The sequence below is a fragment of the Parabacteroides sp. ZJ-118 genome (assembly GCF_011038785.1).
In the GTDB taxonomy this organism is placed as follows: Bacteria; Bacteroidota; Bacteroidia; order Bacteroidales; family Tannerellaceae; genus Parabacteroides.
The window spans coordinates 1-21,063 of sequence record NZ_JAAKDT010000045.1 but is presented as its reverse complement, the minus strand read 5'-3'; the positions used below and the strand labels follow the sequence as shown (position 1 = coordinate 21,063).

Genomic DNA, 21,063 nt, shown 5'->3' with positions numbered 1-21,063 from the left:
CCATAAGGCGCGTTAGAATTGATAAGTCAGATAGAATCCCGCCATATTCGGGCCAAATACCGGAGCGGCCACGACCGGGCAGTTCCTCACGTTTCGATTGATCCGGCGCGCGATAGCGTTACGAATCGGGAAATAGACCAGATACGATAACTCTACCGACAAGATGCCGAAACCCGCGCCGGCCACCACGTCCGCTACCCAATGCTTGTTATTGTATAAGCGGGAACCTGCCACGAACGCCGCTAACGCATAACCCGAGTAAGCGAGTATAGGCGAGCTATCCTTGAATTCCTTGTAAGCCATATGCGCCCCTAAGAAAGCATTCGCGGTATGTCCGGACGGGAACGAATAAGGCGTCCCATCCGGGCGAGGCTCGTTTACCCAGTTCTTCAGCCCATGCACCATCAATCCGTTCATCCCTTCCGCCAAAGCGACCAAGCAAAGTTGGTCTACCCAATTATGCTTCTCTTTTCCCATAAGGTCGCAAACAAATACCCAGCCCAACATTCCCCACTCCAAGTAATTATCGATATGGATTTGCTTCACGGAATCTTTTCGCGAAAACAGGTGAAAATCATTCATCCCGTCGATCGCCGTTCCTACGGCTCCCACCGTTATCAATGAGGCCGGAAGAATCAAGCTTTTCGGGTTAAACGTATAAGCGACAATTGGCAGTCGCTCCTCGACAAGGGCTTGGGAACGTACGTTTAGCGTATCACGAACGCCGGCCAGCGTAACATTTACGAAGCCTATCAAAAGGCTTGCCAAAACGATTAATCTCCTATACATCATATCCATTATTTCCCTCTAAAACATAAATCAGTCGCGTATATTCGCGAAGGTACAAATATAAAACCGAAAAAAACGCAATATATCTTACTTTGCCAAGTCTGTAGAGTATATCCAAATCGCCATCTTCCTTTCTTTATGATTCTTTTTACAGGCAAATCGCGACAGCGACGCTCCTGAGATCGGCCAAACCAGAAGCCAGGAGGAGCCACAAAAGGCTCTTTTGGGTGAGAATATTCCCGTTTTCAAGCGAGAAAGGGGACGAAAACCTACACATTTAGTCGCGTTGGGCAACTTCCAATGCTACCGTTGGGCATTGTAAACCGCCATGAATAGGGTTGTAAACCGCCATGAATAGGCATCGTAACCCCGTCAGAACCCAGTCGTAACCCAATGGAATCGCCCCAAGAAGTCAATGGATACGCATTTGGATGAATGATTTTCGCTAGAATGAAAGGACGTTTTTCTGTATATAGCTAAAGATAAATTGATTAAATATATTTTAACGTAGAATTGAAGAGGCCCTGTCCCTTGCCCCGGAATAATCGATTCTCCGGGACTTCCGTTTACAAAATGTCAAAATGCCAAAATGTCAAATCGCATGCGGAACATATCGATTTCTCGGATTTTCGCCTCAAAACTACCAGAGTCTAACAAAAATAGCTAAATTCGCATTTATTAAGTAACATAAATGTTAGTATTACCAATATAAAATCCGACCCGATTAAGAAGTTTGTAGATAAAGAGAATCGGATTGGTGAATTGTTATTGAATGCGATTAAAGAAGTTGAGACTGCAAAGATTAAAATTGCAGAAAATATAAAATGACAATTATGGCACAGAACAGACTAAATAAATTGGAACTTACTTGGATTGGTAAGTACGACGAGGATAAGAAGCCGTTGGAGCCGAGGATTTTGATTGAGAATCCCGAATACTCCTATGGCGAGGTTGAAACGGCTGTGCTGCCGAACGGCAAGCCGTGGAATGGCAATATGCTGATTCACGGCGACAATCTGCTTGCGCTGAAATCGCTCGAACAGGATTATGCCGGCTGTGTCAAGTGCATCTATATCGACCCACCGTATAACACAGGTAGTGCGTTTGAACATTATGATGATGGTGTAGAACACTCTATATGGTTGTCGCTGATGCGAGATCGATTGATGATTTTGCACACCTTGTTGTCAAAAGACGGGTCCATGTGGATCTCATTAGATGATACAGAACAGGCTTATTGCAAAGTGCTATGCGATGAAATTTTCGGTAGAAACAATTTTGTAGCAAATGTTATATGGCAAAAGAAACATACACGAGCTAATGATGCAAGATGGTTCTCCGACAATCACGATTTCGTTATCGTGTATGCAAAGGACAAACAAAATTGGAAGCCGAATCTTTTACCCCGCCCAACTGATGAATCAAAAGGATATACTAACGTCGATAATGACCCAAGAGGTGTTTGGGCATCTGGCCCTTGCCATGTAAAAACGCCTAATCCCAAAGATATCTATCCTATTACAACTCCGTCGGGTAGAGTAGTTATGCCTCCTGTTGGTACCAGTTGGCGTTTTTCAGAAAGCAGAATGGCCGAACTTATTGCTGATAATCGTATTTACTTCGGGCCTAATGGCAATAACGTTCCTCGCTATAAACGATTCTTGACCGATGTGAAAGGCGGCTTTGTACCTCTTACGATATGGCTTAGAGAAGAGGTCGGAGACAATCAGGAGGCTAAAGCTGAGGTCAAAGGTTATAATCCTGATGATATTTTTGCTACGCCTAAACCAGAACGTTTACTTGAGCGAGTGCTGACTCTCGGCAGCAATCCCGGCGATATCGTTCTTGACAGCTTTCTTGGCAGCGGCACCGCCGCCGCCGTTGCTCACAAGATGGGTCGCAGATGGATTGGAGTAGAATTAGGCGACCATGCCTATACGCATTGCGCTCTCCGTATGAAGAAAGTTATCGAGGGCGAGCAAGGTGGAATTTCCAAAGCACAAAACTGGAAAGGCGGAGGAGGATTCAAATTCTATGAACTTGCGCCGAGCCTGCTCAACCACGACAAGCACGGCAACCTGATCATCAACAAGGAGTATAATGCCGATATGCTGGCGGCGGCAATGGCGAAGTATCAAGGATTTACATATTCTCCTGATACAGACCTTTATTGGAAACAAGGACACAGTTCGGAGCATGATTACATCTTCACTACCACCCAGCTGATAACCGCTGAAATGCTCGATACCATTCACGACCAGTTGGGCGAAGATGAATCACTGCTTATCTGCTGCACCAAGTTTCAGCCGGAATGCCGCAACAAGTTCTCGAACATCACTATCAAGAAAATCCCCAAGGTTCTTCTCGACACCTGCGAGTTCGACCACGACGATTATTCTCTCAACATCATATCGGTGCCCGACATCGGCGATGAAGAATGGGAGGATATTGAACAAGAGGAGGAGAACCTTTCTCCTAAAGAACCATCATTGTTTGACTAACAAGTATGAATCAGAAGTTATGATTGAACAGATCGGAATAATTAATTACAAGTCAATACGGGAAGCCATAATACCTTTCCGTAAGATAAATGTTCTCATCGGAGCCAACGGAGCAGGGAAAAGCAATCTGATTTCTTTCTTCGATCTTACACGTCATCTCCTTGAGCAGAGACTAAACAGTTACCTTCTTCAACATGGAGGCATTGATTCTATGCTGTACCATGGAAGAAAAATATCCGACTATATCCTCGGATGGATTGATTTCAACAACAAAAATACTGTTGAATTTAAACTCCGTCCGACCCCTGGACCTAACGCATACATAGAGTATACTAAAGATTATTTCAATAAAGATGACGTTTCGGATAAGAACTATTCAGAATCATGGCATCAGCGTACTTGGGATACAAATGTAACTGAATCAGCCATAATGAATCGTCCTCAATGGAGAGCAGGTTATATCCATAACTTTTTGAAGAGTTTTACCGTATATCATTTTCATGACACCAGTCTGAGTTCTCCGATGCGCAGAGCAACAAGGACAGGCGACAATGAATACCTCCGTAACGACGGATCGAATCTCGCTCCATTTCTCTATAAATTAAAAGCCACCAATGTTAACGCTTATAATCTGATAGAAGGAACCGTAAGATCCATCGCTCCGTATTTCAAGTGTTTCAGATTGATTCCAGATAGAAATATGGAAGGATATATAAGCTTGGAATGGGAGGAAAAGAATTCCGATATGTATCTGGACGCCACTAATTTTTCAGACGGGACTCTTAGGTTTATTGCTCTTTCCACTCTTCTTCTTCAGCCGAATCCACCTGAAACCATCATAATAGATGAACCTGAACTTGGTCTACATCCTGCCGCAATAGTAAAACTTGGGGCATTGGTGAGGCGTGCATCGTTCAAGACTCAAATAATATTAGCTACGCAATCGTCAAATGTTGTTGACTGTTTCACACCAGAAGATATCATCGTTGTCTCGCGCAGAAACGGCCAATCTGTTTTTGACAGGCTTGATAAAGACCGCTATTCAGCATGGCTGACAGACTACAGTCTCGGAGAAATATGGGAGAAAAACATAATTGGAGGACAACCATGAAAAGATTGGATATTATAGTTGAAGGTCAATCTGAGCGAGAGTTTATATCTCAATTGGTAGCCCCATATCTTGAAGAATGTGGTGTGATTGAAAGCTATTATGTTTCTCCAATAGTAATAAGGAGCAATCCGAACAATCGGGGAGGGATGACGAAATACAGTCATTTGAAGGATGAGATTTTAAAATCATTGTCCTCATCCAATCCGGATTTGGTTGTTTCGACATTGATTGACTTCTTTCGTTTGCCTTCGCATTTCCCACATCCCGAAAATTTGCAGAGTTTGTCGAGCGATGAGATAAAAGCTCAAGAGATACAGAAATGTATGTCAGCCGATATCAATGATTCTCGATTCATTCCATATATTCAGTTGCATGAATTTGAAGCATTCATGTTTGCCTCGTGTGATGGGTTTAGATATTGCTATGGAGATTCTGATAAACGCACAAGCAGTCTATATAGAATTATCTCAGAATTTGACAATCCGGAAAAGATCAATAGCAGTCCGGAGGGTGCACCATCAAAAAGAATTTTATCCATCATTCAGGAATATGATAAGGTTGGAGACGGCAATATCATATTATTGCAGAATGGAATGGAAGTTATTCTCGAAAAATGCCCGCGATTCAGAGACTGGATAGAGCAACTCATTCAAAGATGTAGAGAATAATGGACTCACAGGTAAACTACATACGTCAACGTCTTTCGCTTCGCAAACCACTTGCGAAAGCATTGGAGCTTACAGCCCGTCTTGCCGACAAACTCTCCTTGCAGAAGCCGCCGACCGACCCGGATATGCTCGAAATGTTTATCACAGCCGAGCTTGCAAAGGTTAAATCAATCGTGCCGACGGTCAAAGGTTTTGACCGCGACTTTCCTTCGCTTGCCTTTTCGATTGCTACGGGCATCGGTAAAACCCGACTGATGGGTGCCATCATTGCATACCTCTATCTCAAGAAGGGTATCAAACATTTCTTCATTCTCGCTCCGAATCTCACACTCTACGAGAAGTTGATAAAGGACTTCGGCGACGAATCTTATTCAAAATATGTTTTCAAGGGGATAAGCGAATTTGTCGCCAGTCCTCCGCGCATCGTCGTTGAACAGCAGAATGTCAAGGCAATCTTTGAAGATTTTGACCTCGATACCTCCAACGGCTATAATCTTGATGAACTGCACCGAGAAATTATCCGTCAAGGTCTGCATGATTCAACAGACTTCGAAGTTATCGCAGGTAAATCCGGCAGTTCCAGACGCCCTGCCGTTGAACAGCTCATTGCTTCGCTGATTGACTTCGACGATGTGGATTATGACGAGGTTTCCGACCTGCTTTATAAACTTGTCGGGCAAGCCGTAGATGCGATCCGCAGTAATGCTCCCGGCATCTCCGACGATGATTTGAACGAGCGCGTTCACGCTTTCAAACAAAGCCTTTCCGACAACATTTATAAGCAGATGAAAGAACACTACCGCATTATTCCGGGAGAGTTCAAAATCAACAAAGTGCTTCCGTTCTCAAAAATACCCGACCAACCCATTGTTGTCAACAACCGGGGTTCGTTGGATTTCCATGAGCCGGTACCGGCACAAAAATCAGCCGTTGTAAAATTCGTGTATGTAGGTTTCAAAAAATCCTACTACACCAAATATCGCTTTGACAGCTCCACCGAGCTTGACTTCGCATTCATACTCGAAACTAATAATGAAGTTCTGAAATGGATTCGCCCCGTGCCCAATCAGTTCAATATATATTGGTCTAGTGGTGCTAAGAAATATGAGCCGGACTTCATCGTGGAGACCTCAGATGCAATCTATATGTGCGAGACAAAAGCTGAGAAAGATGTCAATGACTCGGACGTGCAAGCCAAGGCAGAAGCCGCCCGCGAGTTCTGCCGTCGAGCCACCGAGTTTACTGTCCAAAATGACGGAAAGCCTTGGCATTACATCATTATCCCTCACACCCTTGTTGACCGCACTTATTCTTTTAACTATATAATAAGTCAAGTTAACCTAAGATAGTTTGAAGATTCTATATTCTATTTATGACTGAACAGGATAATGCCAACTATCTGCTACCTTATACAGGCGCAGGCAGCGGTGTCCGCCGTGCGCTTGAATACGACCCTAATGCCGTCTTCTACAACGACATCGGTGACAGTCGTGAAATAACACATGCCGCAAACGAGTTTGTAATCACTATTCCTCGAAATAGTAACCAAGCTCAACCTGAGAGTAACTCAGTTACTCGCAAGCTAACCAAGAAAGAAGAGGACATAAGAAACTTTTGCTCAGTACCGAGAACTGCGCAAGAGATTATGGATAGGATAGGTATCTCCAATCAATCCAAAAATCGTCAGAAATATATTACAGCCTTGATATTATCCAAAGCGTGGTTGATGTCCCGTGCCTCGCGGCTCTTCCCTTTCTCCTTGCTGCCGTTCACATAGAACAGCACTTCTTTGCGTTACCCGATTCTTGCCGATGTCACCGTCTGGCTTCGCAAATGCCTTTCCACTAAGACAGGACTATATCAGCATATCCCTTACTCTAATGTTAAAAATACGATGGAATATGAATAAATTTCCCTGATTATCATTTGATGTCACAAAAATATCGTAATTTTGTGGCAAAATATAATACTGATGGCAGATAACAGTTCTTTCAAAGCGATAGAAGCTATTGTAGAACGTGCGGACAGCGGGGAGATTCTTTTCCCGGATGATTTCACTGCTTGTGGAACACCTGATGCTGTTCGCACAGGTTTGAGCCGCTTATGCCGAAACGGTAAATTGAGTCGTTTTGCGAAAGGAATATATTACGTCCCCATGTATGACAAATGGGACGGAGCACTTCGTGAGCCGTCGCTCGATGTGATTGCCCAAAGGATTGCGGAGAGAGACAATGCACGGATAATACCCACCGGCATATATGCGCTCAACCGATTGGGACTTTCAACTCAGGTGCCGACCAACATTGTGTATATTACGGACGGGTCGGCTCGCCAAGTGAAATTTGGTACAGGGAAAAGCATCACGTTCCGCCATAGCAACGAACTGGGTAACTTTGCTTATCATTCAAAGGTAATGCAGTTAGTAGTCATGGCTATGCGTGAGATGGGTGAAGATGCCATTTCTGAAGAACAAGTTGTGAAAATTAAAAATATAATAACGGACTCGGTGTCGGAAGACGAATTCAATCATGATATTGTGCTTACTCCGATTTGGGTGAGAAGAATTTTGCAAAGATGAAGTTTATTGATTTATCAAAACAAGACCAAGTGGATGTGCTTGATCGTGTTTCCACCGAATTAAACATCCGGCAACGTGAGGTCATCGAAAAAGACTGGTGGGTGACGGCTGTGCTTCGTGCCATGTTCAGTTTGCCTTATGCCGGACATTTGTCTTTCAAAGGTGGTACATCGCTGAGTAAGTGCTGGCATCTGATAGATCGTTTTTCGGAAGACATAGATATTGCGATTGACCGTGAGTTTCTCGGTTTCAGTGGCACATTGTCGAAAACACAGATTAGCGACAGATTGCGCCGTGTTGCTTGCTCTTTTGTGCGAGAGCAAATGCAGTATGATTTGGCAAAACAGTTATGCGATTTCTGCATTGACAAGGACAAGTTTGACGTAAACGTGGACATTACGCCTGTTTCTACCACCGACCCCGAAGTAATCAACATCAATTACAACTCTGCCGTAGCGGATATTTTGTCGCTTTCCATATCAAATGAAGATGGACAGTATATTTTACCGAAAGTTAAGGTAGAGGTAAGCGGTCGGTCAATGAGCGAACCCGTCAATGAGATTGCCATTAATTCAATGATAGACCATGTTTATCCCAACGCGCCTTTTGCGGAACATAAGTTCAATGTACGTGCAGTGCATCCGGAGCGAACCTTCTTGGAAAAGGTGTTTCTGCTTCATGAGGAATTTGCAAAGCCCAAGGATATGATTCGTGTGGAGCGTATGTCGCGCCACATGTACGACATCGGACAGATGCTGAAAACTCCAATCGCAGAAAAAGCCATTAACGATGAGCGACTTTATTGTCAAGTGGTCGAGCACCGCCGCACTTTTATCGGTTTGAGTGGCTTTAACTACAACACACTCTATCCGGCAACGCTCAACATCATTCCACCGACCGAAGTCATTGAGCAATGGCGTACTGACTATGAGAACATGCGCCTGCACATGATTTATGGTGAGAGTGTGCCGTTTGATGGGCTTGTTGAAGAATTGACAGCTTTAATGAGACACTTGAATAATAAGAGCTTCAAAAATTGATCGTTATATATTTAGTAACAGTATGAATTATCCAACTTTGTTTGGATTTTAAATGGAAAAAGAATATGGAACATCCATTGAGTATTTACAACACGCTTACGAGAAAAAAGGAGCCATTCAAACCCCTGCATGAGCCACATGTAGGCATGTATGTATGTGGTCCTACGGTTTATGGTGACGCTCATCTGGGACACGCACGTCCGGCGATCACGTTCGACTTGTTATTCCGCTATCTCACACATCTAGGATATAAAGTACGTTACGTACGCAATATAACCGATGTCGGACATTTGGAGCATGACGCCGATGATGGGGAGGATAAGATCGCCAAGAAGGCACGGCTAGAACAGTTGGAGCCGATGGAAGTGGTTCAATATTACCTCAATCGCTATCATCAAGCGATGGACGCGCTGAACGTACTTCCTCCCAGCATCGAGCCGCATGCTTCCGGACATATTATCGAGCAAATCGAGCTGGTCAAGAAGATTCTGGATAACGGCTACGCTTACGAGAGCCAAGGCTCCGTCTATTTCGACGTGGAAAAATATAACAAGGATCATAAATACGGCATCCTTTCCGGCCGGAATATCGAGGATATGTTGAATACGACTCGCGCGTTGGACGGACAGGACGAGAAACATAACGCCATCGACTTCGCCCTTTGGAAATGTGCCCAGCCGGAGCATATCATGCGTTGGCCGTCTCCGTGGAGCGACGGTTTCCCGGGTTGGCACTGCGAATGTACCGCGATGGGCAAGAAATACCTCGGGGAGCATTTCGACATCCACGGGGGTGGCATGGACTTGATCTTCCCGCACCATGAATGCGAGATCGCGCAGGCCGTGGCTTCCCAGGGGGATGAGATGGTTCATTATTGGATGCACAACAATATGATCACCATCAACGGGCAGAAGATGGGTAAGTCGCTGGGCAATTTCATCACGCTGGACCAGTTCTTCACGGGCGATCACGCCTCCTTGCGGCAGGCGTACTCTGCCATGACGATCCGTTTCTTCATCCTGCAAGCGCATTACCGCAGCACGGTCGATTTCAGCAACGAGGCTTTGCAGGCGGCAGAGAAGGGTTTGTCCCGCTTAATGGAAGCCTACGGACATTTGATGAAGTTGCGGCCTTCCGCTACCTCGACCGTAGACACGAAAGCTCTTCGCGAGAAATGTTACGAGGCGATGAATGATGACTTGAACTCACCGATCGTGATCTCTCATCTATTCGACGCTACCCGTGCGATCAACTCCGTAAAAGACGGTAAGGCTACTCTGTCCGGGGATGACTTGAAAGAGTTGCAAGAGGTATTCCATTTATTCTTGTTCGATATCCTTGGCATGAAAGACGAGGTTTCCGCCGGTAGCAACCGGTATGAGGCATTCGGCAAGGCCGTGGATCTCTTATTGTCTATCCGCCAACAGGCGAAAGCGAATAAGGATTGGGCGACTTCCGACAAAATCCGCGACGAGCTGACCGCTATGGGCTTCGAGATCAAAGACACCAAGGAGGGCGCGGAATGGAAAATAAACAAATGACGATTCAAGAGTTTCTTCAGGGTGATAAGTTCGCCTTATTGGCGGGTGTGGAATTGTTGGAGACCGGTAATGGTTACGCGAAGGCGCGTATGCTTATTAAACCGGAGCACCTGAATGGAGGCGGCGTATGCCAGGGAGGAGCGATCTTTACCTTGGCGGATTTGGCCTTCGCCGCAGCTACCAATAGCCATGCACGGCTTACTTTGTCCATTACCTCCAGTATCAATTTCTTCAAAGCCGAGAGCAAGGGATATTTATACGCGGAGGCAAAAGAGGCTTTCAGCCATAAAAGATTGGCGAACTGCGAGGTCCGGATCACGAATGAAAGCGGGGAATTAATCGCTACCTTTAACGGCACGGGTTACCGGAAAGATACGGAATTGCCTTTCGAGCCATTCGGATAAAAAAGATCATCTAGTCCCTTGCACCACGATACGGCAGGCAAGCGGGGCACGCAGATTATAGGAGTCTTTGTAATAGACCTCGGCCGCCCCTATCTTTAACTTTGCCCGGATCTTTACCGGGATATGGTTCTCGTCATCCCCGATCCAGACCTCCGCAGCTTCCTTGGCTTGGGAGAAGGCCTCGTCGTAGATATCGACATAGAAATGGCGGGTACGGAATTTCGCCCCTTTACGCTCGACGATCTGTTGCCCCGTATAGCGGAAACGAGCGTTCACGAGATCCCGGCCGATAGCGATCTTGAAGGGGGACTCCGCCCCGTAACTCATCGTCTGCCAATCCAGCGAACGAAGGTACATCGTAGCTCCCAACATATCGAATACTAGTCCTTTGGCCATCAGCATCGTATCGATCTTCGTCTCCCTCAACGTATGGCGAAGCGAGTGAATCTCGACCCTGTCGTTTTCTTGATACGCAAACCGGAGATCATCCACCAGATAGTAGTCCCCCTCGTTCGTGCGCTTCGAGCTGAACAAGAGCCGAGGCTCCTTTGAGTAATGGCAATCCATCGTATCACGCATCCTGAAGACTTTCTCGATCACGCCGGCGGAGCGGAACAACAGGCTGTAATGCCATGACGGCGCTCCTTGGTATTCCGACTCTTTCACGGAAAGGGTAGCCAGTCCGGCCTTCGACATGATGAACCCCCATTTGAAATAAAGCTCGTAATCCACCCGTTCCCCATGGGATAACGGCAACGTTTGTGCCCGCGAAGACGCGACGCTCGCTACACACAAACAGAAAACGCATATATATAGCCTAAAAGCGTAAGCCGCCCATACCGCTGTTCCTATTGGATGAAGACTGTGTTCCCTCATTTTTGTAATCTCTTTTCTTTTTCGTCAGCTCTTTCGGTTTATTCTTCGTGATATCGATCGGTTTCTGCCGTTTCATCGGCGTAGCCTGGATATCCCAAGTCTCTTCCACTTCCCAGTTCTGCCTGATATCGAACATCTTCGGACTATAGAAGACAAACTCCGGCTGTCGTTTCTCGGCGTAATTTCCGGTATCCCAGACACCGTTATCATTCGCGTCTACGATCAAGCGGGCATAATATTTATCCGGTTTCAAGTCCATGAAGAGTACGCCGCCCTCTTTTACCTTCCCCTTACGGACCGGCTGGTCGCTGCTATTCAACAATTCCACGAAAGCGGTGGTATCCGCTCCCCCGATATTGATGTATAAATGTCCGTACTCATCTTCTTTCTTGATCTTGAATTCCCCGCTATACCCATCGTTCCATTTACCATAGACACTGAACACCGCGGCAGAGTCTACTCCCAAACGGTATTCCTCACCATACTTCCACGGGCGCTTGATGAAGAAATTCAAGGCATTCGTCGTATCCGGGAAAAAATCAAAGTCAACGGCTTCCCAAAGCGTATCCACTTTCTGATCCAGATAAAACCGATCTTTCGTCAATCCTGCTACCGGTTCATTGAATGTAACAGCCAAGGTGTCATAAATGTTGATCGCCCCGGAAGCATTTACATGCATTCCCAGAAACTCGGTGACTTCCGGTTCATCGTCTTTTTTCTTTTTCTTCTTCTCCGTAGGACGGCGACGCATGGTAAATTGTACCGTATCCCTCTGCGGACGAAGCACATCCAGGGAATCGCTTTTCAGGTAATTCACCTCCACTCGCAACGTATCTTGCTTCCAGATCAAGGAATCGGTCAGCCAGTAATGCACGGCTTTTCCCTCCTCCGCTGTCTGCAAGAAATACCAATCGCTATCCGCCGGGGTGAAATTCAAAGGAACGGGTACCGGAACGGTATCCAAGGAGGCATTGAAACGCAAGGTTAGTATTTTCTCATTCGTACGCTCCGGCCTCAACATATATTGACGCTCTACGTTCTCCTTAAACAAGCGCAACTCGATATTGTCCGGCATAAAACGGGTATAACCGACCGTCATCACCGTATCGATCGTCAGGCTATCTTTCCAAATCGTATCCTGACGGGTCGCCAACTCAAACGCGGGTACGATCAAGGAATCGTAAAAGGCGATCGGCTGCCCGGGCCGGCTGTACTTGTAGGAACGCATCACATCCTCCAAGGCATAGATCCGATAGGTCCCGGGAGCCATGTTACGAATCGTAAACTCCCCCTTGTCGTTCGTACGGGAAGTACGGACAAACGGGAGCGTCGTAAAGGCGGAATCCGCCAGATTCGTATGCACACCGATCGTGATACCCGGCATAGGCTCCAGATTCTCGGCGTTCAGCAAGATACCCGACACCTCCAGACTGTCGATGGATTCACCGGTAGAGAAGGCAAAGGTATAATTCTCCAATACATTCTTCTCATTATTATCGGAGATCGAATGGGTGAAATCTATCGTATAGGTCGTATTCTCCTTCAACGTATCCATCAGCTCGACAACCGCCTTCCGGCCGTTTGCCCGGATAACGGGCTGCTCCATCTGGGGCGGGGTGATGATCACATTCTCGGTAGGCTTATCGATCTGGATCAACTCATCAAAAACAATCTCCACCTTCTTTCCCTTGTAGTTTATCTGGCCCGGCAACGGCGTACTACTTACGAACTTGGGCGGTACCTCATCATAAGGGCCTCCGTTCGGCGAGGCGATATTGGCGCACGAGTACAGCACGACCGGCAGGAGCACCCCTATAAAGAACCGTAAACAATTTCTCACATATTTGTCTTCCATGCAATCTTCCTATTTCAATCGAGGGACAAAAATAGGGAAAAATCCAATAATGCCACACACAGCCTCTTCTTACTTTGCCCATGAAGTGCATCTCCTATGCCGCACGGTATCTATCCTGCAAGAAGGGGAGCCGTAAACAAACACTTCACAGAGGAGGATTGGCACCCTGTTTCAGCAATCGGAACCCGATCCGGCAATACAAACACCTTCGTTTCTCGCAATATTCCCGTTTCAGCTGGATGAGCGATTGCGTATCACCGGCGTTACGGACGCAGATACCGAATCGCGTGAAAGCGGTTACGATATGGTTTCGTTCCGGCGGTATACGCTCCAACAAACGAGTCGCACGGGCGCAATATTCCGGTAAATGATTCCGCCTCCCATAAGCAAAAAATAGAGGAACCACCGCGTTTATCAACAATAGATCAAGCGTATTCTCCCCGATCGTCTTCTCTTTCTCCGGGGAGGCATACCGGAAATGATTATGGTTCTTCCAATAATCCGAGGGGCGGATACGGAAATAATCCTTGATCTCTTTAGGAGAGGAGGCGGACAGGATCCTCGAGAACAACGTATCGTACCGATGCCAGATAGCGGCCAGTTGCGCCAACTTCACATGCGTGGAGTTGGTCGGGCGGACGCGAGGGCTTTTGAACAAGGGTTCATCCAAAGGCTTGAGATCAAACTTATGGCGGAGAAACGCATATTCCCGCCTCAGCAGACGGTAGTAATGGCAAGAGCCCTCTTCCGAGAGCATACCTGCTTGCCCGAAAAGCATCGCCTCTACTTGCGACTCGCTAGCCCTTTGCTTTTGGATATATCGCAGGGGGAGGCTTTGGGCCAATTTCTCGAAGGCGTCGCTATGCGCGCCGAAGCCGAAACTACGGGTCAATCGGATATAGAAGACCTCGTTCCAATCCTCTTGATACTGATCCAGCAGGCGGTATATATCCGCTGTCTTCCGTTCCAGCCGTTCACCGAGCAAGGTATCCATCCAGGAAGCCAGATGCACGGAGTCCACTTCTTGAATCCGCTCCAGACAGGGGACAACCCCCTCTCTTGCCAATAACCAATCGATATTTTTCCGGACAGGTTCCGGGATGGACAAGAGCAACTGAGGCATCGGCTCGCCATTCATCCGGCAGATGGATGCGTCATTTTCACCTGTCACATGCAAGATAACAGAGTCGTATGCCTTATCCGAATCCCGGTGATGATGCAGCCCATCGGAAGATTTTTCGTGGATTTCCACGCTTCCCGCCCATACCGTGCCACCGATTTTCAGCTTGGCGTTGATGAAGTCGGGGCCGGCGCCGGTGTTTTGTATGCCAGGATCGATCACCGCGACGGGAAGCCCATCGGTGGTAGTCAATGAGGTACTCACATAAAGTTTGTATTTCCAAACATAGCGTAATAAACGTTCCATAGGCTTTCAGAGTTAAGATTTTGGATTCAAATGTAATTCATTTTCCGTATATTTGCGACATTAATTGAACTAAAGTATGAAAATTGCACTTATAGGTTACGGGAAAATGGGCAAAACGATCGAGCAGATCGCCCTCCGGAGAGGACATCAAATTGTTTCCATCATAGATATCAACAATGCGGAGGATTTACATTCGGAAGCATTCAAGAGCGCCGACGTGGCGATTGAGTTTACGACCCCAGCTACCGCTTTCAACAACTACATGAGATGTTTTGAGGCAGGCGTACCGGTCGTATCGGGCACTACCGGATGGCTGGAGCGCATCGGTGAGATCCGGGAGAAATGCGAGAAAGAGGGTAAGACCTTCTTCTACGCCTCCAACTTCAGCATCGGCGTAAATATCTTCTTCGCCCTAAACAAGTATCTGGCGAAAATCATGAACGACTTCCCCTCCTACGACGTTCAAATGACAGAAGTCCACCATATCCACAAGCTGGACGCGCCCAGCGGGACGGCGATCACGTTGGCCGAAGGGATCCTGGAGAACCTGGATCGTAAGGAGCGTTGGACCTTAGAGACCGCAGAGCGTGCGACCGACCTGCCAATCCGCGCCATCCGCGAGGGTGAGGTTCCGGGTATCCATGAAATTACGTATGAGTCGGACGCGGATACAATCCGTATCAAGCATGATGCCAAAAGTCGCGCCGGATTTGCCTTGGGCGCGGTGATAGCCGCCGAGTTCACCGCCGGAAAGAAAGGATTCCTGGGCATGAATGACTTATTCAAATTCTAAACGTATCAACTAAAAGATGAAGAAGTTCGCTAAAAAACAATGGATCAAGTTTGGTATAGCGGCCGTATTATACACGCTGTTCGCTATCTGGATGCAAAACGTATGGTTATTGCCGGGATTAGTCGTCCTGGTCGATATATTCCTGACACGCTACATCCCTTGGGGAGCCTGGAAGCGCTCCAAGAACCCGATGGTACGCAACGTATTGGAATGGGTGGACGATATCGTATTCGCACTGGTAGCCGTTTATTTCATCAACCTGTTCGTCTTCCAGAACTATCAGATACCGAGTTCTTCCTTGGAGAAATCGTTGCTGGTGGGAGATTACCTGTTTGTCAGCAAATTGAGTTACGGACCGCGCGTGCCAAATACCCCGATCGCCTTCCCGTTGGTACAAAATACGTTGCCGATCTTAAACTGCAAATCGTATCTAGATTGGCCGGAATGGGACTACAAACGGGTGAAAGGTCTGGGTCGTGTGAAACGCAATGATATCGTGGTGTTCAACTTCCCCGCAGGTGACACGATCGCCGTGAAAGTACAAAACCCGGATTACTACTCCTTGGTCCAGGAGTACGGGCGGGAACGTATCTTATTAGACAAGGCCACGTTCGGCGAGGTAATGTACCGCCCGGTCGACAAACGGGAGAATTACGTGAAGCGTTGCGTCGGTATGCCGGGTGATACGATCCAGCTCATCGACAACCAGGTGTACATAGACGGCAAGCCGGCCGAGAATCCGAGAGAGATGCAGCTCAACTACTTCATCGAGACGGACGGTTCCCCCTTCACGGAGGAGCAATTCCGTTTGATGGAGGTAAGCAAGGACGACCGTATGCTGGCCTCCGGCGGAGGTTATTACCGGGATCTGTTGTCGTTCCTGGGTTTTACGCCGGGTGCGAACGGGCAGTACAATCCGGTCTATCGCCTGCCGCTCACGAAAAAGGCTTTGGCGATCGCAGAGAAGCTACCTGCCGTAAAGAAGATCGTCATCGAGCCGGAGACGTTGGGCGGACCTACCTATCCGGTCGGGTACGATACGGGCTGGACCCGCGACAACTTCGGACCGCTTTGGATCCCGAAGAAGGGGACTGCCATCCCGCTAGACGAACGGAATCTGGCGTTGTACGGCCGGTGTATCAAGAATTACGAGGACAATACCTTGGAAGTGAAGGATGGCACAGTCTATATCAACGGCAGGCCCGAGACCTCCTATACGTTCAAATACGATTATTACTGGATGATGGGCGACAACCGCCACAATAGCGCAGATAGCCGCTCGTGGGGGTTCGTACCCGAGGATCACATCGTCGGCAAGCCGATCTTGGTTTGGCTCTCCTTAGATAAGGACCGCAGCCTGTTCGACGGCGGTATCCGCTGGAACCGCCTGTTTCGCTGGGTGCATCCGGATTAAGTAGTGAAAACTCCGTATGATGGCGATCCAACGATTCCTGACAGCTCTCTTGAAATGGCCGGCGGCTTGTGCGTCGGTCGCGGTGGTCGTCATGCTCATACGTCTTTTCTGCCTAGAGTCTTACCGCATCTCCACGGGCGCTATGGAGGAGACCCTGCGGATAGGGGAGTATATCCTCGTCAATAAAATGCCGGGGAAGAATCGGCCGGTCCGAGGTAAAGTCACGCTGTTTACCAGCCCGCTCTTGCGGGACTCGGCGGACGCACCCTTGTTCATCAGCCGCTGCATCGGTATGCCGGGCGATACGATCCGGGTCAGCATAGACGGATATACGATAAACGGGCGGAAAATTCCCCGCTCTCCCCGATCGCTCAGCTCCTATTTCATCACGTTGAGCGCCAAGGATACGTTCCTAGAGACGTTGAAGAGGCTGGATATCCCGCTCAGGGACTTCAAGCAGGAGAGCTTCGGCTGCATGCTCAGCCTCACGGCTTTTGAGGAATATCAATTGCGGGAGGAATTACCCGAGGCCACGAATCGGCATTTCATCGGGGAACAAATGCAAGATTACAGCCTGATCGTCCCCCGAAAAGGCCAAGCTTACCCGCTGGACGCCGCCTCGCTCACCGCCTGCAAGGAGATCATCCTGCGAGAGACGGAGGGCAAGGCCTCCTTCCGTGACGGGAAGTTATACCTGGATGGGCGGGAGACGCAGTTCTTCTTTTTCCGACAAGACTACTATTGGGTGCTTTCCGATAATGCCAACGAGGCAGTGGATTCCCGCCACCTCGGTTTCATACCAGCCGACCGTATTGTCGGCAACGCTTGGCTCTGCTGGTACAGCCCCGACAAACGACGAATCTTCAAAACCATTCATTGATCATGCAACCCGTCTATATAGCGACCGCCTACCTAGGTCCCGTACAACAATATTGCAAGATGCTCCAATACCGGGAGATCCGCATCGAGACCGCCGAGAATTACGTGAAGCAGACCTACCGCAACCGCTGCGTCATCGCCGCGGCAAACGGCTCGCTCTCCTTGACCGTCCCCATTGTCAAGCCAAATACCTTGAAATGCCGAACCAAGGATATCCGCATCTCCGACCACGGGAATTGGCGACACCTGCACTGGAACGCCTTGGTATCAGCCTACCGTATGAGCCCGTTTTTCGAGTATTACGCCGATGATTTCGCTCCCTTCTACGAGAAGCGATATGCGTTCCTCCTCGACTTCAACGAGGAATTGCGCCGCCTGGTTTGCGACCTGCTGGATCTGCGCCCCGTTGTCGTCTACACCGACCAGTATGAGCCGGAGGTAGCCAACGATTTCCGGGAAGCGATCCGTCCGAGACACAAGGCGGAGGATCCCTCCTTCCGCCCCGTACCTTATTATCAGGTATTCCGGGAGAAGCACGGCTTCCTCCCCAATCTGAGTATCATTGATTTGCTGTTCAACCAGGGGCCGGAGGGACTTGTCACCCTGCGGGAGTCGATCCTTCCGCAAGACCCTGTTCGCTGAAAATCACTCTTTCTGGAACTTCCGGCTCACCTTCAAAAGATTCGCCGTAAAAGTGACCACGTTTTGAGCCTCTTGTACCATGCTCAGATAGACCATGCTTACCTTCGTACTGCCGGACTGTCCTTGGATACGCTTCAACTCTCCTTTCTTCAAGGCGGTAAGTTGGTTCATCAAGGCGACCGACTCGGCGATCGGCTCCTCGAAACCGATATAGTCGTTCGTACGAATCATGGCGGCACAATTCCGCAGGAAAACGATAATCCGTACCGACACCTTGCCGAAGTCCTCCCTCTGCACCTCGCTCAGCGGACTGAAATTATTATCGATATGATCTTTCATCGGTTCCGCCAAGCGGCTGATACTGAATATGATCTCACTGGCGAAATCATTCCCTTGATAATAGTAAAGCCCCTTCTCCACGGCGATATCGTGATCCAATTGGGTTACGCCAAGCGTACCGACACGTTTCACCTGTTTCAAGTGAATCTTTTTCTCCTCCACGGCCGTCAAGACCTTACGCAACTCGCGCAAATTCTCGTTCATGAATCCGTTTACCGCCCGGCCAAATACGTCCGCCGTAAAAGCCAGATCGGATTGCAACTCCTCGCGACTATGCTCGCGGAACAGAGCCAAAGCCTCGCACGTATCCGTAGCCTTACGCAGTTTGGACACCGTAGAGTTCACCTCCTCCTTCAAGGCCTCTTTCCGCAATTTAGCTTTATAAGCGAGGTGGCTGCGAACCAACGAATAGATCGCCAAACCGATCATGGCCACCAAAGCCGGGATACCTCCCCAATGAATCAACAGAGCGACGATGAAACAGATCGTGAAAGCGGCTCCCGCCGTAATAAACCAACCACCGATCACAGACAATACGCCCGTGATACGATATACGGCACTCTCGCGCCCCCAGGCGCGATCAGCCAACGAGGTACCCATGGCGACCATAAAAGCCACATACGTCGTAGATAAAGGCAGTTTCAGAGAGGTTCCCAGAGCGATCAGCAATCCGGACAAGACCACGTTCACCGAGGCACGTACCAGGTCGAAGCTGGCCCTGTCATCCAGAATCATCTCGCTCGCATCGAAACGACTATCAATCCAGCTCTTTACCGGAGCAGGCACGACACTTACTATCGCGGCGGATATATTGCTGCAATTCCGTACCAATACCCGCGCCACAGGCGATGTACCGAAAGACTCCTCTCCCTCCGATTGACGAGACAGATCCAAGGAGGTCTTCACCACGTTTTGGGCCTTTTTGGAAGTAGCCAAGGCGATTACCATCACAACCCCGGAACCCACCAAGAAATACCAAGGTGTCCGGGCCGGTTCCAACAAGGAGGCCATCAAGAATGTATCCGTGGTAGTAGTCCCCCCCTGCGCCATCAGGTCCATATAGGAGGAATAGCTGGCCAGCGGCACTCCGATAAAGTTCACCAAGTCATTCCCGGCAAAAGCCAACGCCAAGGCAAACGTACCCATCAAAATGATCACCTTGAACACATTCACCTTCAACCAATGCAACCCCTGCATCAAGAGTGTAAAGAATACCATACACCCTAAGACGATCATCCCCGTATGGGCATACACCAGCTCCTTAAACTCACCCGTCATAAAAGAACTTGTCTTCAATCCCTTTATCAGCATAAAGTAAACGATGGAAGTGGCGGCCAAACCTCCAAACAGCCCCATAAAATAGTGCGCACTTTTCCTATAATTAAACGAGAACAGGATTCGGGACAGATACTGCACGATCGTACCGAAGAAAAAAGCGATCGCCACAGAAAGGAAGATCCCCAGGATCACGGTAAAAGCCTTCTCGGTATTCAGCAGATCTCCCAATTGCAAAGCGCCCGAGGAAGCGGCGATCTTTACCAAGGCGATCGCTACCGTTCCTCCCACCAACTCAAACACCATGGAAACCGTTGTCGAGGTCGGCATACCCAACGAGTTAAAAATATCCAGCAGCACCACATCCGTAAGCATAACGGCCGCAAGGATACACATGATCTCCGAGAAATAAAAATGCTGGGGTTGATAAATACCATGCCGGGCGATATCCATCATACCATTGGATAACGCCGCACCGACAAAGACCCCCACAGCAGCGACAGCGATAATAACTTTAAAGGATGCGGCTCTGGCGCCAATGGCCGAATTTAAAAAGTTCACGGCATCATTACTGACACCGACCGATAAATCCACGATGGCCAATACAAACAAAAAAAGGACCAAGAACAAATAAAATGTTTCCATACTGATTGTTATAATTCTCGCACAAAGTTCTGAAACAATCATTTCACACCTGTTACATACACATTACAATACGGTTACAGCCACAGACCCGATTCCGGTACCGCATATCCGTCCGAAACCGTCCGACTTTTCCATAGCATTTTTGATTGCAAACTTTGCAGTTAAAAAAGCTATGTTCAATCTGAATGAAAACAACCGTATAGTGATGTCCCAACATCCGACAGACATGCGCATGGGCGTCAACTGTCTGAGCGGACAGGTAAGGATGGTCGGTCTTGATCCCTCGA

18 protein-coding genes are annotated in these 21,063 nt (G+C 48.2%); 13 read left to right on the top strand and 5 right to left on the bottom strand.

Translation table 11 applies throughout. The features are described from left to right. Nucleotides 1-12: 12 nt before the first annotated feature. Nucleotides 13-792, bottom strand: coding sequence for a phosphatase PAP2 family protein (locus G7Y39_RS11325; RefSeq protein WP_165157570.1), 780 nt, complete (start codon nt 790-792; stop codon nt 13-15). A gap of 830 nt (nt 793-1,622) precedes the next feature. On the opposite strand from G7Y39_RS11325, the gene G7Y39_RS11320 reads away from it, so the two are divergent. The 9 genes from G7Y39_RS11320 to G7Y39_RS11275 all read left to right on the top strand — a co-directional run bounded on the left by G7Y39_RS11320 (nt 1,623) and on the right by G7Y39_RS11275 (nt 10,632). Further along, complete coding sequence (locus G7Y39_RS11320; RefSeq protein ID WP_165157569.1) at nt 1,623-3,290, top strand: site-specific DNA-methyltransferase; 1,668 nt, start codon at nt 1,623-1,625, stop codon at nt 3,288-3,290. Between the two features lie 19 nt (nt 3,291-3,309). Further along, complete coding sequence (locus tag G7Y39_RS11315) at nt 3,310-4,401, top strand: AAA family ATPase (protein ID WP_165157568.1); 1,092 nt, start codon at nt 3,310-3,312, stop codon at nt 4,399-4,401. Continuing rightward, nucleotides 4,398-5,069 (top strand): DUF4276 family protein, encoded by a 672-nt coding sequence (locus tag G7Y39_RS11310; protein WP_165157567.1) that lies wholly within the window; start codon nt 4,398-4,400, stop codon nt 5,067-5,069. Before G7Y39_RS11315 ends, G7Y39_RS11310 begins: the two co-directional genes overlap by 4 nt. Further along, entirely contained in the window at nt 5,069-6,418 is a 1,350-nt protein-coding gene (locus G7Y39_RS11305; RefSeq protein WP_165157566.1) for a DEAD/DEAH box helicase family protein, read from the top strand. Before G7Y39_RS11310 ends, G7Y39_RS11305 begins: the two co-directional genes overlap by 1 nt. A 23-nt stretch (nt 6,419-6,441) precedes the next feature. After that, on the top strand, nt 6,442-6,846 hold the full coding sequence (locus G7Y39_RS11300; RefSeq protein WP_241160010.1) for a hypothetical protein: 405 nt from the start codon (nt 6,442-6,444) through the stop codon (nt 6,844-6,846). Between the two features lie 195 nt (nt 6,847-7,041). Beyond that, nucleotides 7,042-7,647, top strand: coding sequence for a DUF6088 family protein (locus G7Y39_RS11290; protein WP_165157565.1), 606 nt, complete (start codon nt 7,042-7,044; stop codon nt 7,645-7,647). Beyond that, nucleotides 7,644-8,687, top strand: a complete 1,044-nt coding sequence (locus G7Y39_RS11285; RefSeq protein WP_165157564.1) for a nucleotidyl transferase AbiEii/AbiGii toxin family protein — start codon at nt 7,644-7,646, stop codon at nt 8,685-8,687. Before G7Y39_RS11290 ends, G7Y39_RS11285 begins: the two co-directional genes overlap by 4 nt. A 65-nt stretch (nt 8,688-8,752) precedes the next feature. Then, a complete protein-coding gene (gene cysS / locus G7Y39_RS11280; RefSeq protein ID WP_165157563.1) occupies nt 8,753-10,228 on the top strand; it encodes a cysteine--tRNA ligase in 1,476 nt (491 codons plus the stop codon). Beyond that, nucleotides 10,225-10,632 carry a PaaI family thioesterase gene (locus tag G7Y39_RS11275; protein ID WP_165157578.1) on the top strand — a complete coding sequence of 136 codons (408 nt, stop codon included), beginning with the start codon at nt 10,225-10,227 and terminating at the stop codon, nt 10,630-10,632. The genes cysS and G7Y39_RS11275 overlap by 4 nt, the downstream gene beginning before the upstream one ends. Before the next feature lie 6 nt (nt 10,633-10,638). Here G7Y39_RS11275 and G7Y39_RS11270 read toward each other — a convergent pair whose 3' ends face one another. The 3 genes from G7Y39_RS11270 to G7Y39_RS11260 form a co-directional block, all read right to left on the bottom strand. After that, the gene (locus G7Y39_RS11270) at nt 10,639-11,508 is read right to left on the bottom strand and encodes a DUF3108 domain-containing protein (RefSeq protein WP_165157562.1); all 870 of its coding nucleotides are present in this window, start codon (nt 11,506-11,508) and stop codon (nt 10,639-10,641) included. After that, nucleotides 11,450-13,363 (bottom strand): Ig-like domain-containing protein, encoded by a 1,914-nt coding sequence (locus tag G7Y39_RS11265; protein WP_165157561.1) that lies wholly within the window; start codon nt 13,361-13,363, stop codon nt 11,450-11,452. The genes G7Y39_RS11270 and G7Y39_RS11265 overlap by 59 nt, the downstream gene beginning before the upstream one ends. A 145-nt stretch (nt 13,364-13,508) precedes the next feature. After that, a complete protein-coding gene (locus G7Y39_RS11260; protein ID WP_165157560.1) occupies nt 13,509-14,789 on the bottom strand; it encodes a DUF2851 family protein in 1,281 nt (426 codons plus the stop codon). Between the two features lie 76 nt (nt 14,790-14,865). Between G7Y39_RS11260 and dapB the strand changes: the two genes are divergently transcribed. From dapB to G7Y39_RS11240, 4 genes are read left to right on the top strand one after another with little or no spacing between them, the layout of a single operon-like run. Continuing rightward, nucleotides 14,866-15,582, top strand: a complete 717-nt coding sequence (dapB, locus tag G7Y39_RS11255; protein WP_165157559.1) for a 4-hydroxy-tetrahydrodipicolinate reductase — start codon at nt 14,866-14,868, stop codon at nt 15,580-15,582. Nucleotides 15,583-15,598: 16 nt separating this feature from the next. Next, nucleotides 15,599-16,996, top strand: a complete 1,398-nt coding sequence (locus G7Y39_RS11250; protein ID WP_165157558.1) for a S26 family signal peptidase — start codon at nt 15,599-15,601, stop codon at nt 16,994-16,996. Between the two features lie 19 nt (nt 16,997-17,015). After that, nucleotides 17,016-17,876, top strand: coding sequence for a signal peptidase I (gene lepB / locus G7Y39_RS11245; protein ID WP_165157577.1), 861 nt, complete (start codon nt 17,016-17,018; stop codon nt 17,874-17,876). A gap of 2 nt (nt 17,877-17,878) precedes the next feature. Beyond that, on the top strand, nt 17,879-18,517 hold the full coding sequence (locus G7Y39_RS11240; protein WP_165157557.1) for a WbqC family protein: 639 nt from the start codon (nt 17,879-17,881) through the stop codon (nt 18,515-18,517). Nucleotides 18,518-18,520: 3 nt separating this feature from the next. Here the strand turns inward: G7Y39_RS11240 and G7Y39_RS11235 are convergent, their stop codons facing one another. After that, nucleotides 18,521-20,776: an inorganic phosphate transporter gene (locus tag G7Y39_RS11235; RefSeq protein WP_165157556.1), complete on the bottom strand. Its 2,256-nt coding sequence runs from the start codon at nt 20,774-20,776 to the stop codon at nt 18,521-18,523. Nucleotides 20,777-21,063: the final 287 nt, after the last annotated feature.